This is a genomic window from Arcobacter rhizosphaerae (genome assembly GCF_049472155.1).
GTDB lineage: Bacteria > Campylobacterota > Campylobacteria > Campylobacterales > Arcobacteraceae > Arcobacter_B.
On the sequence record NZ_JBMOVW010000004.1, the window covers coordinates 142788 to 159378 of the forward strand.

Here is a 16591-nt window from a genome sequence, read left to right on the forward strand (position 1 = left end):
CAATCATGAATAAAAAAAATAATTATTTTATAAAAATAAGGCCAACCATTTCATTGTTATTAATATTTTTAATAACATCAGTGGTTATAACGACTCTTAGTCTTCAATACTACTTTTCTAAAGATCTTGCATTTAATGCTACAAAAGATAGATTTAAAGAAATGTCTGAAAAAATTGATCAAAAAGTTGAATCTTTAGATAAAAGAAATAATGATATTATATCTATTTTTGAAATTTATAACGAAGTAAAAATAACTCCAAAAAAAAATATAAGACATCCTCTTTTACCACTACTTACAACTACTTTAAATAATAATTCTCATATATATGCTTTATATGTTGGAAATAAAAATGGAAATTTTTATGAAGTTATAAATCTTGATATTCATGATAGTCTTAGAAAAAAATATAAAGTTAAAGATGATGTAAAATGGCTAGTTGTAAAAATATATGAAGAAAATAAAGTAAGAGTTCAATATGAAGAGTTTTTAAATAGCAAACTAAAACAAGTTGAAATAAGAAAAACAAATGCAATTTATAATCCAGCGGTTAGGCCTTGGTTTAAAGAGGCTATAAATAGCAGTGGTATCATAAAAACTAAACCTTATATGTATACAAATCTTGAGGCAAAAGGTATTACCTATGCTAAAGTTATTAAAAATTCTAATTTAGTATTTGGTATTGATGTATCACTTGATAGTATGAATAAATATTTAGAAAAACAAACAGAATCTAGTTTTGATAAAATTTTTTTATATAAACAAAATGGTGAAGTTTCATCTTGTGTAAACTATAAAATGGAAGAAAATGATGTAAGCTTTTTGCCCTATAAGCAGATAATAGAAAAAAGCAAAAAAAAGCTTATAAAACATGATTTTATGATGAAAATAGAAAATAAAGACTATTTTGTTTATCTAACACAAGTAAATTCAATATATAAATCAAAAGATTATTTAGCAATTTTAACTCCTACAGACAATATAATGCAACCTTATTTAGAAAAAATATACTCATCATTTTTTATAACTTTAGCAATTTTAACTTTTACTATACCATTAATTTATTATTCTACAAGAATTTTATCCGTACCTGTACATAATTTAGTAAAAGAAAATGCAAAGATTTCAAAAAGAGATTTTAAAAATGTAGGAGTAATCAATACTAATATAAAAGAGTTTCATGAGCTATCTTTATCTTTAGTTAATATGTCTAAATCTATAAAAAACTATCAAGATAAACAAGTAGAACTTATGGATTCTTTTATCAAACTTATTGCTAGTGCAATTGATGCAAAATCTGATTATACAGGAGGGCATTGTAAGAGAGTACCTGTCTTAACTAAACTCTTAGCACAAGCAGCTTCAAATAGTAATGAATCAATATTTAAAGACTTTAAACTAGAAACAAAAGATGAAAAAAGAGAATTAAGTATCGCTGCATGGTTGCATGATTGTGGAAAAGTAACAACTCCTGAATATGTAATAGATAAATCTACAAAACTTGAAACAATATACAATAGAATACATGAAGTAAGAACAAGATTTGAAGTTATATATAGAGATAAAACTATTGAAATGTATAAAAATATTTTAAATGGATCATCAAAAGATGAAGAAGAAAAAAGACTTCAAAATGAATATAAAAAACTTCAAGAAGAGTTTGAAAAGATAGCTCAAGCAAATATTGGTACAGAATTTATGGCTCAAAAAGATATAGAAGAAATACAAGAAATAGCCACAAGAAAATGGACAAAATATTTTGATGATACTATTGGACTATCAGAAGAAGAAAAACAAAGACTAGATAAAAAAGAAGAATTTAAACCAAAAGAAGTGAATCTTTTAAGTGATAAAAAAGAGCATATAATCAAACGACCCCATTTTGATAAAAAAACATACGAAAAATATAAATTTAAAATGGATGTTCCAAAAGATTTATATAACCATGGAGAAATTTACAATCTATGTATAAAAAAAGGAACTCTTACAAAAGAAGAGAGATTTAAAATCAATGAACACATGATTATGTCAATTATAATGCTAGAGCAATTACCCTTCCCTAAAAACTTAAAAAGAGTACCTGAATATGCAGGAGCACACCATGAAACACTAATAGGTACAGGTTATCCAAGAAAACTTACTAAAGAACAAATGTCAATACCCGCTCGAATTATGGCAGTTGCAGATATATTTGAAGCACTTACAGCTTGTGATAGACCATATAAAAAAGCTAAAACACTATCAGAATCAATCAAAATCCTAAGCTTTATGGTAAAAGACAAACATATAGATGAAGATATTTTTAAACTTTTTTTAACATCAGGGGTATACAAAGAGTATGCACAGAAATTTTTAAAAGTTGAACAAATAGATGAAGTTGATATTTCTTTGTATATGTAAAACAATAGAGAGAATTAAAAATATCTGATGTTTTGGTTTAAAAAATTTTTTATCTGTGATTTTGCAGGTCGTTTTGAATTTCAATACATTATATGTTTTGGTTCAAGAATTTCAGCAAGAAAAAAAGAAGATTATATTATTGAATTTCAATACATTATATGTTTTGGTTCAAGTATACCTGCTCTACCATTTTTTACTACTGCTAAAATTTCAATACATTATATGTTTTAGTTCAAGTATTAGTGGCTCTAATGGAGAAGTTAGATTTACGGAATTTCAATACATTATATGTTTTAGTTCAAGTAATCTATTATTTCGCCTTTTGATAAAAGTTCTATATTTCAATACATTATATGTTTTGGTTCAAGTCAGAAGCTTTCTATAAGTGCTACCAACAATGAGATTTCAATACATCATATGTTTTGGTTCAAGCTTAGTAAAAGTAAAAGGAAAAATGTATTTAGTTCTATTTCAATACATCATATGTTTTGGTTCAAGTCCTTTTGACTGTATTTTAAGTATCTCTTTATTTGATTTCAATACATCATATGTTTTGGTTCAAGAATTCGCAGTATTAATTGATGATAAATCAAAGGTATTTCAATACATCATATGTTTTGGTTCAAGCTGAAATTGCAGTTGCTTGTGGTCTAACACTTGAATTTCAATACATCATATGTTTTGGTTCAAGGTACACCACATTTGCACTTCTCTATGTTTCTTCCTGCATTTCAATACATCATATGTTTTGGTTCAAGAGATTTAGGGCATGGGCTTATCTACTTTAGAGTTTAATTTCAATACATCATATGTTTTGGTTCAAGTATCTACATTAAGAAGTGTAGATAATATTTCCGCTGTATTTCAATACATCATATGTTTTGATTCAAGAAATCACTTTGCGTAAGTGCTGTGATTATTTGCCCTATTTCAATACATCATATGTTTTGGTTCAAGAACAACTGGAATACTTATGTTCAAGTCATTTAGTTATTTCAATACATTATATGTTTTGGTTCAAGTCTACTTTATCTGTAACTGTTACAGTCGCATATTCATTTCAATACATTATATGTTTTGGTTCAAGATAGACAATTTGAGGATTTAGACTAATGTTAGCAAATTTCAATACATTATATGTTTTGGTTCAAGTTTTCTTTAAATGCTTTATCCAATAATCCTGCGCCAGATTTCAATACATTATATGTTTTGGTTCAAGATTTACATTTGTTAAACAGTATTTATATTTAACTTTATTTCAATACATTATATGTTTTGGTTCAAGCTTCCTTTAACCATCAAAAAAGATCCACCAATCATATTTCAATACATTATATGTTTTGGTTCAAGCTAAACCTTTATCTTCTGCATTGTTTTTATTTAAATTTCAATACATTATATGTTTTGGTTCAAGAAAGTGTTGCGACAAGATTAATAACTACTTTATAATTTCAATACATTATATGTTTTGGTTCAAGCATACAATAAAGGTTTCAAAATGATAAAACTAATATTTCAATACATTATATGTTTTGGTTCAAGTTTTATTTTCTGCTTCTTTTGCTAGTGCTTGTTCATTTCAATACATTATATGTTTTGGTTCAAGAAGAACAAAAAGCACCTGTGGAAAAACTTATTATATTTCAATACATTATATGTTTTGGTTCAAGTTAATATAATCACTCGCAAAAAATGATAATTCAATATTTCAATACATTATATGTTTTGGTTCAAGAAACAGCATTTTAACAGTGTTAAAGGTGCTACAACATTTCAATACATTATATGTTTTGGTTCAAGTTTTAATGAGCCAAGGTCAATTTACACATCAACTTTATTTCAATACATTATATGTTTTGGTTCAAGATAATAAAGCTGACATTATAGTTTGTCAAGCTGAATTTCAATACATTATATGTTTTGGTTCAAGTAATCAATAAAGGTTTTACATTAAGTTTATCTTCTTCATTTCAATACATTATATGTTTTGGTTCAAGTGTGTAACTTTTTCAATAAGTTTCTCACTTGATGATATTTCAATACATTATATGTTTTGGTTCAAGTATTGTCATTATTTATCTTTTAAGAACCCAACTTAATATTTCAATACATTATATGTTTTGGTTCAAGTAGCGAAGTAGATTCGGCACTAAGAGTTTTAAACTAATTTCAATACATTATATGTTTTGGTTCAAGACAGGCGAAATAGTTTTTATATATAACTATTCTTAATTTCAATACATTATATGTTTTGGTTCAAGCTTTTACAACTGTTCTGATTCTCTCAATTTGTGCATTTCAATACATTATATGTTTTGGTTCAAGATATCTACTACTGCTTTTAAACTTATGTTTTTTTGATTTCAATACATTATATGTTTTGGTTCAAGGATCTCTTAAGTCTTGGGTAACTTCATCAATTATAATTTCAATACATTATATGTTTTGGTTCAAGTAGATAAAAAAGAATCTGTAGCTTTAACTAATGGATTTCAATACATTATATGTTTTGGTTCAAGATCATTTCAACGTGTGTTAAAGTATCAGCTTTATTATTTCAATACATTATATGTTTTGGTTCAAGGTAACTTTGCTTTAGCCATAAAAGCCTATAACAAATTTCAATATATTATATGTTTTGGTTCAAGTTCGTAGTGAGTACCACCTTTACAAATTTTTCCCATATTTCAATACATTATATGTTTTGGTTCAAGTAAACAACGGCAGCTTGTGCACAAGTAGTTAATGAATTTCAATACATTATATGTTTTGGTTCAAGATTTCCCTCTTGTCTAACTGGTACAAAACTAGTTCCATTTCAATACATTATATGTTTTGGTTCAAGGATATTTTAGTTATTCTAATTCTTCCAAGTTTATTTAATTTCAATACATTATATGTTTTGGTTCAAGAAAGTTTTTAGAATATATTTCATAAGATATGCAACATTTCAATACATTATATGTTTTGGTTCAAGTGAATGTTTCGGCAGCTGTATCGTTTAAGTTTTCGATATTTCAATACATTATATGTTTTGGTTCAAGTAATGGACAAAGACAAGCTTCTACTTTTGTATTGTAATTTCAATACATTATATGTTTTGGTTCAAGTAACTGGTAAAAATAAAAACTTGCTTTTTCTACAATTTCAATACATTATATGTTTTGGTTCAAGTAAATTGTTTATCCCCTCTTAACAATTAACCTAACAGATTTCAATACATTATATGTTTTGGTTCAAGAAAAAAGGAAATATTAGTTTTTCATTTAATCCAAGATTTCAATACATTATATGTTTTGGTTCAAGAGGCTTTAACCCTAAACCTTTTGCATAATCAAAGATATTTCAATACATTATATGTTTTGGTTCAAGTATATCATGAAATATGTTACAAAGACTTTTAAGAAATTTCAATACATTATATGTTTTGGTTCAAGGCTCTGGAATTGCTCTATATTTTGAGTGTATAAGATTTCAATACATTATATGTTTTGGTTCAAGAAGAGTTATAATCACTTTTATCAAAGTAATAACCATTTCAATACATTATATGTTTTGGTTCAAGCAAAAACTTTTATTGTCATACATTTTTCAACATTATTTCAATACATTATATGTTTTGGTTCAAGTCCAGTTGAACCTCCACCAGTCCCAGCACCTCCAGTATTTCAATACATTATATGTTTTGGTTCAAGTTTTTGCATTTGTAAGTAATTCAGATACATTATCATTAATTTCAATACATTATATGTTTTGGTTCAAGAAAATTATCTTATTGACATAATTTTAGGTGTAAATGGATTTCAATACATTATATGTTTTGGTTCAAGAAAGTGGGATAAAAGGTATTGAATTTAATCAAGATAATTTCAATACATTATATGTTTTGGTTCAAGATCATTTGGTATATTAAAATAGAAAAGGATTTAAAAAATTTCAATACATTATATGTTTTGGTTCAAGTTTTATCAAGTAGTCTATCAAGCACCTAGTTTCGTTAATTTCAATACATTATATGTTTTGGTTCAAGAGAAGTGATATAGTAGATAATATAAAGTTAATATCATTTCAATACATTATATGTTTTGGTTCAAGTAAAAATCGTCAGTTATTTTAGTTAGTGAAAATTCTATTTCAATACATTATATGTTTTGGTTCAAGGATAGGGTCATAAGTGACCTTAGGGTAAGCTCAAAAAATTTCAATACATTATATGTTTTGGTTCAAGTAATTTACATATCTATCTCCGATGTTGGAAAAACCATTTCAATACATTATATGTTTTGGTTCAAGTGGTGCAGCTCTTGCAGTAGATGGCTTAGTAGGTTTATTTCAATACATTATATGTTTTGGTTCAAGGAAGATAAAATCGTTCATCATAAAATCATCTTTCCCATAAAAAGGTCTTTTCAAAAAGTTTTTCCAAACAATTATTATAAAAACAATAAATTGTAAAAGAACTCTTTAAAAGTTCGATATTATAGCTATTTTTAGATGATATTGTTTTTAAGTAGATTGGAAAATTATATAAAAATTGATTCAGATTCTTTTTTGTTTGAACCAAGAGTAATTTCTGCAAAACTTCCTGAGTTTTGTACTTTGATTATGGAAATAAAATCTAAGTCTTTATCTATTACTTTTTTTAGTTTATTTTCGAGCATTATTTGATGTGATGGAGTAATATTACCCCTAAAAATAGACTTCTGATGATGTTTTAAGTATTGTTTACAGATTTTAAAAACCTTAGCAACTCTATATTTCCCCGCTTCACTAAATTCATCTGCAATATCATAAAATAAAAAAACATAATTATAATTAAAATTTTGTTTCTTACTTGCCATAAGTACTCCCTTATATTTTCTCTTTTAAACTAAAAGGTTTAAACTCTTTATCTTCCACAATATACTTAATAAGTTTGTACCCATCTAACTTTATACAGTTTTTATAACTTGTTTTTCTTTTTAATCTTTTGTGCATAAAAGTCTCATTTATTCTTGTTTCAAAAGCATCAATAAAAATCTTTTTTCCTTCATCATTTAATAAAGCATAATTTAGACTTTTATCAAAATGCTTACTTACTTGAAGCCTCTTTTTACCAACTAAATCAAATATAGTTTTAAAAACTATTATAGGCTTAAAAGCTTCACTTATATCAAGACTTAAACTAAATCTCCCTTCTCTTGGAGAGTGCAAAAAGCTGATTGTTTGGTTTAGATGAGTTTCATATAAACTTGAAATAGTTTTTGTATAAAGTAGTGTATTTCCAAAGCTTACAAGTGCATTGATAGGATTATCAGGTGGTCTTTTTACTCTTTTATTCATTATAAAATCTTCAGGTAAAAAATATTTAAAACTATCATAAAACCGCGACCAAACTTGACCTTCTATAAAAAGTATTTGTTCAATTGTAAGCTCTTTTTCTAAAAATCTTTCAACATCACTTTTTAACCAATCAAGATAATTTTTCAACTCTTTTTTTCCATGTCTAAAATAGTGATACAAAGCCTCATGAATATTTAAAGCTATGGATTTTACTATTTGTTTTGCAATAATCAATCTCTTTTCAATAAAACATAAAGACTGTTTTATAGTCAAATCTCCACTTACAAGTTGCTCTTTTGGATAAAAACTTCCGCTATAATTTCCATGATAATTAAAAAGATGTAAAGTTATCCCAGCTTTTGAAATAAAATCTAAAAACTTTGTATTGAAACTCACTTCATTCATACAATAAAGCTCTCTTGTATCTTGTATAGGAATATAAAAATTGCCTTTTTTATTTATAAAAGCAATAGAATTATCCTTTCTTTTTAATTCACCCATTGAAAATATATATCTTGTATGATTTTTTACCATTTGTACCCTTTGCTTTTTTATATAAAACAGTACTCATAATAAGCACATTTTCTACACTTTGACTCAAACTTTGCTTGTGGTGGATTATCTTGATTTATCAAAGTTTCAATTTCATTCAAAATCTTTAAAAGCTTTTTTTCACTTAGCTCATCAAGTTCAATATAATGTATTTTTTTATCTTGTTTGTTTTTCTCAATAAACTCAATCTTGCCTTTTTTTATCACGCCTTTTTGCTTTAGTTTATAGAGATAAAGTAAAACTTGCCATTTTACAGATTCCACATCACTGTCAGATTTTTTTACCTCAACCAAATAATTTTTTGTAAGCTTGTCGATTTTTATATTTTCTATACTTATTTCAGATTTTTTAGATTTTTCTTCATTTATTTCATGTAAGATTTTTCCTATTCGAACATCTTCACTATTATCTTCTAGGTTTATACGGTTTGCATGTAAATAACACTGTCTTTTACAGTGAAAGTAGTAGTTTATTAGTGTACCGTTTACCAAAATATATCCTTATTTTTTTTCTGATATGCTTTTCTATTAAACTTACCATCTTCAATAAATTCTTCATAATTTGATATAAAATAATAAGCTCCACAAGTATAACTATGGTAAGGTGGTGTTTGAGTATCTGAATATTTTGTAATATTAAATGTAAAAAATTGCATTAAAGAATCAATTTTTCTTTTTTCTATTTCTTTTTTTGCATACCCTTCAATATCATTTAACTTTTCAAAATCCTCCCAAATAAGCTGACCATCTAATTTTCCATCATCGTCTAAATACTTAGATATACTTTCTTTATTTTTAAACTCATCAATTTCACAATTTGATATGTTAAGTTTAAAAGGAAAATAGAGTCTAAAACTTTGAGTATTGATAAGTTTCAGTTGTTCTTTTATTTCTTTATAATTTAATTTTTGGACTTTTTTACTAAACTTTTCAAAGTTCCCAAATATTCCATCTTCTATTTTTGAATCATCTTTTTTTATTCTTTGAAATACTTTTTCATAAAATTTTTTAAAATCTTTTTCTAAAAGAATTTCTCTAAATTCCTCTTTTTTTAAATTATCTTCTAATCTATTATCTTTTTTGTAAATCTTACTTTCATCATCTTTATTAAAAAAATAGACTTTAGGTTTATATTTATTATCTAATTTTAAACATGACCTATTTATTCTTCCTAAAAACTGTTCTTCACTATCTATTATAGAAATATCTTTAAAACCTAAATCCATATCAATATCCACTCCAGCTTCTATAACTTGAGTTGCTACTAATATAAGTTTTACATTTTTTTCTTTTTTTATCTTTGCTATTATTTTTTCTCTTGTAGCTTTATTATCATCTCCACTTAACTCATAAATTTCAAAATCTTTAAATTTTCTCTTATTCCTTTTTATCTCTTCAAAAAACTCTCTTGCACTATCTTTTTTTATAAACTCAAAAACTATTTTTGAGTATTTGTTTTTCTCTTCATCAAGTTTATTTATTAAAACTTTATATTCTTTTATCTCTTTATATTCTTCCAATAAAGAAAAATCAAGCTCAACTCTTGATTTAAAATATTTACTTTTAAAATATTCATCTTTATTTTTAATCAATTCAACAAAAATATTTTCTTTTGAAGTTAGTAAATCATCTAACTTTGGTAAAGTAGCCGACATAATTATGATTTTTATATTTAAAACTTTTGCATATATAGAAAAAAACTGAATCATATATGACCAAAGTTTATTATCATAGCTTTGTATTTCATCAAGTATTATCACACTATTTGCAAGTTGCCACAAAGGAAAGTTTTCTTCTTTAGAAGTGCCAAATAATATATCAAAAAAAGATACATGAGTAGTAAGAATGAGTTCATTATGAAAAAAAAGTCTATTCATATATGACTTTTGATACTTACTCTCTTCATTTTCTTGTTCTTCATCTGTTTTTTCTTTTATTGGTGTTATTGAGTTAATAACACATGTGTCTAAATCATCTTTAAAAATATCATCTATTTGCTTTTTTGTTTGCTCAACTAAAGTATTAAAAGGAAATATATAAAATATTTTATTTATCTCTTCTTTTTTTAATAACTTCATTGCAAGATTGATGGAAGTAAGGGTTTTACCACTACCTGTAGGTGCTTCAAGATAAAAAATATTTTTATCAAAATTTTTTATTATATTTTCTTCTGCTTCTAAAAACATTTTAGAACGAAGTATATTTATGCCCTCTAAATTTTCATTGTTTCTTATATTTTTGATTATTTTATAGTCCTCAAATCTATTTATAATCTTTTGTTTATCTTTTATAATTCCAAAATCTTCAGTTGGTAAATCTGCCATATATTCAGTTGTTGCATAATAATCACTCGAAACTAAAAGTGAAAAAAGAAGTTTATTTAATATATAAAATTCAAATTCTTCTATATCATATTTTTTAATATGAGTAAAAAAAGATATACATTTTTCATCATAATCTTCAAAAGCACTTAATTTCCCATGGTGTTTAGCTATGTGATAAGAAAAACAATATAAAATAAATTCTAACTTACTTTTCACTTTTCTATTTTTTATTTTCTCTAATTTTTTAGCATAGTATTTTAGATACTCTATTTTTGAAAAAGATGAATGTTCTGATGAACTTGTAGAGCCTCGATATTTATCAAATTTTTTATGAGGATTACTCATTTTATTAGCTTGAAAGTAACCATTTATTTTTCCCACATCATGTAAAAAAATAGCACTCTCAAACATCTGTTTTATAAATTCAAAATGTTCATTATCAATATTATAAATTAATCCATCTATAATCTCTTCTAAACCTTTTACTTTTACAATCTCTTGAAAATACTTATATGTTTGTTTACTATGAGAAAGAAGGCTTTCATTTGGAGTATGAGCCAAGAAAGTTGCATCTACTCCAAACTCTTTTAAATCTATCATTTTTTTTCCTAAATAAATACATAATTTTTATTTTTATAAGAAAAACTGTTATTAGGTCTGTTTTCTAATTCATAATTTGTAAAACATAATGTCTCATATTCATAAAAATGAAAATCTTTTTGTAAACTTATAGGAGATACTTCTTGAAAAATAAAAGGTAGTTCATTTTCTCTTTCAAATCCATCAATTTCACCCTCTTTTATAAATAAGGAATCAATATACAGTCCTTCTTCTGTATAAAGTTCTTCATTTAAATCTATCTCTTCAACTTTTTTAATATTTGCAGGATGGTTATTTTTACCTAAATAAGGAATATAAATCGCTTTTTTATTTAATAAGTACTCTTTTATTTTTTTATATTCATAGCTTTCATCTTCAAGTATTATTATTTGCCATCTTGGATTTTCAAGCCATTGCTCTCTTACTACTAAATTTCCACCTTGTTCGAAACTTGCATAACCTACACTATTATTAAAAGTTTGGATTTTTTTAGAAAAGTATCCATTTTTTGCCAAAGGTATTATAGATATTTTAAGATGTTTTAGTTTTTCATAGTACTCTGGATATGATTTATCCAAAATACTCTTTTCATCTTCTAATTGCTTTTTTTCTTTTCCCTTTAACTCTTTTATTTTTAAAGTAAGTTCAGCTTTCTTATCATGTAAATTAGTATAACCCTTTAGCCCAATAATTGCTCCAAGGATTCCTAAAAGTGCTGGTTTGTGAATATTATTATAAGTAAAATAGGCATACGAATTTACATCAGGTTTTTTAAACATGGCACTTTTGCCACCTATTTCAAAACTTATAGCTTTCATTTTATAGCTTTTCTTGTGTGAAAATGTTATATGAGTTTAAAGATGTACTTACTTTTAGCTTATACGGATTATAATAAACTTCTACATTTTCATATTTATCTTTTATCATATCTTCTATATTAGTTAAATTTATACTTCTTTCATCACTATTAAATTCAATATAATCGCTTAAATCAGGTAAATAACAATCTTCATCTTTACATTCAACAAATAATGCAAATTCATTTTCACAACCAAATTTTGAGTTTGTACTATACGCAGTAGCACTATGTAAAGCTACTTTTTTAAACTCTTCGTAATCTTCATTTTTATATTCACTATTTTCAACTATACTTTTATATTCATCATAAGCTTTTGGATTAATAGAAAAACCATAAAAATAGTGTGCTTCATCTACAGTTGTTTTTGTACCTAAAGTAGATTGTTTTGCACCTTCTTTTGTAGAATCAGCAAAAGGTGAAAGAATATCTTGTACTTCTACATTTGTATCATCAAATTTATTAAAGCCCTGTCCAAATTGCACTGCACCTGTAATTGAAATATTTTGTCCCTCTTCTGCAAAAGTAGCTCCAAAGTTTTTCACATCAACACAATCAAAAAGATTTTTCATTACATCTTTTGTAAGTGTTTTTTTCTTATCAATTTTTTCAAATAATAACGCATATCTTTCACCTAATTTATTAGGAGTAACATCATCTTTCCAAGATTTTATGTACATTACTTTTTTGTTTTCATTTAACCACATTTTTTTCATTGGATATTTCAAAGCTTTATCACTTCCAAAAATATCCCCATTACTAATGCTTTTTGGTCTACCTGTAAAATCTGCATTCCAATTTGCCATTTTTGCTTTTACACCTATTATTCCATATACTCTTTTCATTTTAGTTCTCCTCTTCTTTTTTCTTATCATAAAAAACATTTTCAACTGTAAAACCTACTAAAAACCTATCTTTATCATCTAATAATAACTTTTCATTTGATTCATAAGATTTTATTAAAGCTATTGCTTTTTTTGCTTTGGTATTATTTAGACCAATTGCATGTTTATATTTTTCTAAATCTACAGTCAAAACATCTTGTATTTTTTTTATATCTTTTGCCTTAAAATACCTTTCTGCAAAAGAAAAAGTTTTATTTTTAATATCTGCCTTACTTAATGAAAGTAAATAATACGCCCATTGAGCACTTAAAAATAAAAACTCATTTTTACTCAATGCAGGATAAGAATCTTGTGTTAAAAGTGTTCTTATATTTTCTAATTCCCTTTCTATATCCATCTCAATTCCTTTATAATGTTTTTTTAATGATAATTTCAAATTTAAAGCTTCTTTTGCCTTTTGTTTTGCAAAGTAAATCTTTTTCTCATCTGTTTCTTTTAAATACTCAAAGATAAAATCCCTTCCATATTTTTCTATATGCTTATAAAAACTCTTTTCATCTTTATAATATTTTCTAAAAAAGTTATTCATTTCATATCTAGTTGTTAAAACTATATTTTGCAAATTTTTTGATAAATACTCAGATACCTTTATATCTTTACTATCTTTATAATAGTTACTAATTAATTGCTTTTTATAAAAGAGTTCATCAACTATTTTTTCTAAAATAAAAAGTTCTTTTATTTCATAATCTGATATAAGTTCCTTATCTTTTTCTACTTTAAGATAATTTTTTACATAAATTGGTTTAAACTGTTTCTTTATATCATCACTTTTTAAAGGTATATAATCAAAATCAATAATTTCAGCTTCATCATTTTTTGATTGTTTTTGCATGAAAAAATGTTCTTCATCTAAAAATCTATCTTTTTGAATGTTCTTTTCATCCCTATAGTTTTGTATTTTTAACCAATCAAAAAACTTTTTAAGTATTAAAGCATCACTATTTTTTATCAAAAAAGGAATATTTAATTTTTTTGTTTTATTTTCAAGATATGGTTTTTTAGAGTTTAAGCCCATATTTGCATTTGAAAGTCCAAATATTTCATCTTCTATTTTTTGATTATACTTACTATCATTAAATATCTTTAGTGCAAAATATATTTCACTTTCACTTTTATATTTTTCTATATCTTCATCAAAAAATATTCTTATATAATTTTTTATATCTTGTTCTTCTGCTATTTTAATAATCTCGGAAAATAATGTTTTTAATATTTTTAATTTTTCTAAAATATCTTCTTTTCTTTCTTCTTTAGTTAAGACTTCTTTGTATTTTTCCAGTACTTGTTTATCTTCTTTACTTTTAAACTTAGAAAAATCATTTAAAATCTGAAAATGATCATCTATTTTTTCTTTTACATATTCACTATTTTCTACTTTAAAAAAATAAGATAAATAATTGATATTATGTATTTTTTTATCAAATAAAGCTTTATTAGAATTAAGATAGGAACTATAATAATCCCATTGTTTAAACTTTTCAAAAATTTCACTATTTGCAATTCCATTTAAATCAGTAAAAACTTTTTCTTTCTTGATAGTTTTTGCTTCATAAAAATCCAAAGTATTATCTTTATTTATTTTTACATATAATCCATCTTTTAAACTATATGAGCCCAAAATAAGTTTATCTTTTTTTTCGAAATAAAGTTTCTCAAAGGCTTCTAAAATATCATATATCATCTACTCTCTCTCCTAACAAATTATCTAATTTTTCTTCTATAACTTTTTCTTCGTTTTTATAAATATAATCAAAATCATCAAGTTCACTTACTAAATCATATATATCTTTATTTAACCACTTAATAACTTCTAATATCTGCTTATGTATTTCAAATAAACTCTCAATATTTACAATTGTGTCAAAATGAAAGACCTTATTTCTAAGATTCTTTATTGTATTTATAATTTGTGCTAATTTCCTTCTTTTTGCCATACTTTTAGGTATATTTGGAAAAATTTGTTTTACATATTTATTCCATATTTTTTGTTCATAGTAACGACCAAATAAATAACTCCAAAAGCCAAAATTTAATTCTGATATTATTCGTCCAGATGTTTGTTCTTTTGAATTTTCAATTTTACTTCTTGCTGTTCTTATATCTCCTTTAGCAATGGTTTTAGGATTTATAAAACTTTCATCCTCAAACCAAAATTCATTATTAAATTTTTGTGTTAAGACTTCATGAATACTATTTCTAAGAGTTGTTTCTAAAGTTTGTAAAGGAAAATATAAAGATTTTGATAACTCAACATTTAATATATATTTTTTGATTATTGATTTATTACTATTCAAATTAAATATTTTTGCATAATGCTCTAATCTATCTTTAGAAATTGCTTTTTCTAAACTTTTAAATACTTCATCATTCAAAATCTTTTCCTATTGTTTTTTTTGCACTTTTTTAGTATAATATATGTGCAGATCCTAGGTAACTCCTCTCCTGTACTTTTACAGTGATGAGCCTAGGGGTAATTTTAATTTGATGATACCATATTTATTTTTCTATGTCAACAAATTAATTTCAACAGTTAAGTATTTTAAATATTTTAAAGTTTTATATATCTTTTAAATATGTTTCGATAAAATTCAATTACAACATTACTTTTTTTAATTTTCAACCTAAACATATAATGTATTTAAATACAGTTAAGTATTTTAAAGTAATGTTGTAAACCTAGCTTAAAACAAACCCTCCACCATAACTTTGGCGCTCACCTAAGCCACAAGCAAGTGCTACAAATGCAAGTTTTTGACTTATTTCATCTTCATTTACTATTATTTTAAACTTATTTCCAAAAAGTCTTACTTTTTGCTCTTTTTTATCATTTATTTTTTTAGTAAAGTAAATTGATTGAGGTTTTTGGTTTTTTATTTCAAAAAGTTGTATAAAGTTCGAAGTAGCATTTAAGTCTTCATTATAAAATGACTTATATTTTTTTAATAAGTTATCTTGAAGTTGCTTTTGCAAGACAAAAATATCATCTTTGATACTCCAAAACATCTGTTTCTCACCTTTTTGTCTTGGAAGTGATACTATTACAGGTGTTACACTATACAATTCTGTTATAAAAAACTGTTTTACGACTTTTTTATTTGTTTCAACTATTTGTAAGAAGTGATTATTTATATTTTCACGAAGAAGACTAGACAGTAAGTCTATAAATTCTTCATCAAGTGAACGAAGGGTAAACTTATAAATTTTTCCTTTCTTATATAGTTTATCTTTTTCAAGGGGATAAAACCCACCAAAACTATAAGCCTTAAAGCCTTTTTGTTCATGTAATTGTTTTAGTTTTTCATTTTTTAACATAGAAAAGTTTATAAATTTTGAGATTACATCAAAACTATTTATAAACTCTATGTCTTCTTTTATAAATGCTGTGCATATTAGTTCAAAGTATTTCATATTAGCTCCAATTTTAGCTCTATTATTTTATCGCTTTTTTGTTTAAAAAATAAAATATTATTTTATTATACAAACTTCTCATCCTCTTCAAAAAATGTATCATACATCATATATAAAATCCCCGCAAAAATAAAAAGTTCCATTTCTTATCCTTTTTGACTATTTATACAAAAGTTTACTATACTTACTAGACAATATAATGTCCGTTTTTATACTAGGAAAA

The 16591-nt window shown here is 24.8% G+C and carries 10 protein-coding genes and 1 CRISPR repeat array; of the genes, 1 reads left to right on the forward strand and 9 read right to left on the reverse strand.

Annotated elements, in window-relative coordinates; genetic code table 11:
• Positions 1-53: 53 nt before the first annotated feature.
• Positions 54-2399 carry an HD domain-containing phosphohydrolase gene (locus tag ACH5BH_RS08225; protein WP_423298031.1) on the forward strand — a complete coding sequence of 782 codons (2346 nt, stop codon included), beginning with the start codon at positions 54-56 and terminating at the stop codon, positions 2397-2399.
• A gap of 77 nt (positions 2400-2476) precedes the next feature.
• Positions 2477-6758: direct repeats of the CRISPR family, unit length 30 nt; unit sequence ATTTCAATACATTATATGTTTTGGTTCAAG.
• 164 nt (positions 6759-6922) lie between these two features.
• On the opposite strand, the gene cas2 is transcribed toward ACH5BH_RS08225, so the two are convergent.
• The 9 genes from cas2 to cas6 all read right to left on the reverse strand — a co-directional run bounded on the left by cas2 (position 6923) and on the right by cas6 (position 16368).
• Entirely contained in the window at positions 6923-7240 is a 318-nt protein-coding gene (gene cas2, locus ACH5BH_RS08230) for a CRISPR-associated endonuclease Cas2 (RefSeq protein ID WP_423298032.1), read from the reverse strand.
• Positions 7241-7250: 10 nt separating this feature from the next.
• The gene (gene cas1b, locus ACH5BH_RS08235; protein ID WP_423298033.1) at positions 7251-8255 is read right to left on the reverse strand and encodes a type I-B CRISPR-associated endonuclease Cas1b; all 1005 of its coding nucleotides are present in this window, start codon (positions 8253-8255) and stop codon (positions 7251-7253) included.
• A gap of 17 nt (positions 8256-8272) precedes the next feature.
• Complete coding sequence (gene cas4, locus ACH5BH_RS08240; RefSeq protein WP_423298034.1) at positions 8273-8764, reverse strand: CRISPR-associated protein Cas4; 492 nt, start codon at positions 8762-8764, stop codon at positions 8273-8275.
• Complete coding sequence (cas3, locus tag ACH5BH_RS08245; RefSeq protein WP_423298035.1) at positions 8758-11196, reverse strand: CRISPR-associated helicase Cas3'; 2439 nt, start codon at positions 11194-11196, stop codon at positions 8758-8760. Before cas3 ends, cas4 begins: the two co-directional genes overlap by 7 nt.
• A gap of 8 nt (positions 11197-11204) precedes the next feature.
• A complete protein-coding gene (cas5b, locus tag ACH5BH_RS08250; protein WP_423298036.1) occupies positions 11205-12014 on the reverse strand; it encodes a type I-B CRISPR-associated protein Cas5b in 810 nt (269 codons plus the stop codon).
• Position 12015: 1 nt separating this feature from the next.
• Entirely contained in the window at positions 12016-12897 is an 882-nt protein-coding gene (locus ACH5BH_RS08255; RefSeq protein WP_423298037.1) for a type I CRISPR-associated protein Cas7, read from the reverse strand.
• A 1-nt stretch (position 12898) separates the two neighbouring features.
• Positions 12899-14641 (reverse strand): hypothetical protein, encoded by a 1743-nt coding sequence (locus ACH5BH_RS08260; RefSeq protein ID WP_423298038.1) that lies wholly within the window; start codon positions 14639-14641, stop codon positions 12899-12901.
• Positions 14631-15332 carry a hypothetical protein gene (locus ACH5BH_RS08265; protein ID WP_423298039.1) on the reverse strand — a complete coding sequence of 234 codons (702 nt, stop codon included), beginning with the start codon at positions 15330-15332 and terminating at the stop codon, positions 14631-14633. Before ACH5BH_RS08265 ends, ACH5BH_RS08260 begins: the two co-directional genes overlap by 11 nt.
• A gap of 304 nt (positions 15333-15636) precedes the next feature.
• Entirely contained in the window at positions 15637-16368 is a 732-nt protein-coding gene (gene cas6, locus ACH5BH_RS08270; RefSeq protein WP_423298040.1) for a CRISPR-associated endoribonuclease Cas6, read from the reverse strand.
• Positions 16369-16591 lie beyond the last annotated feature (223 nt).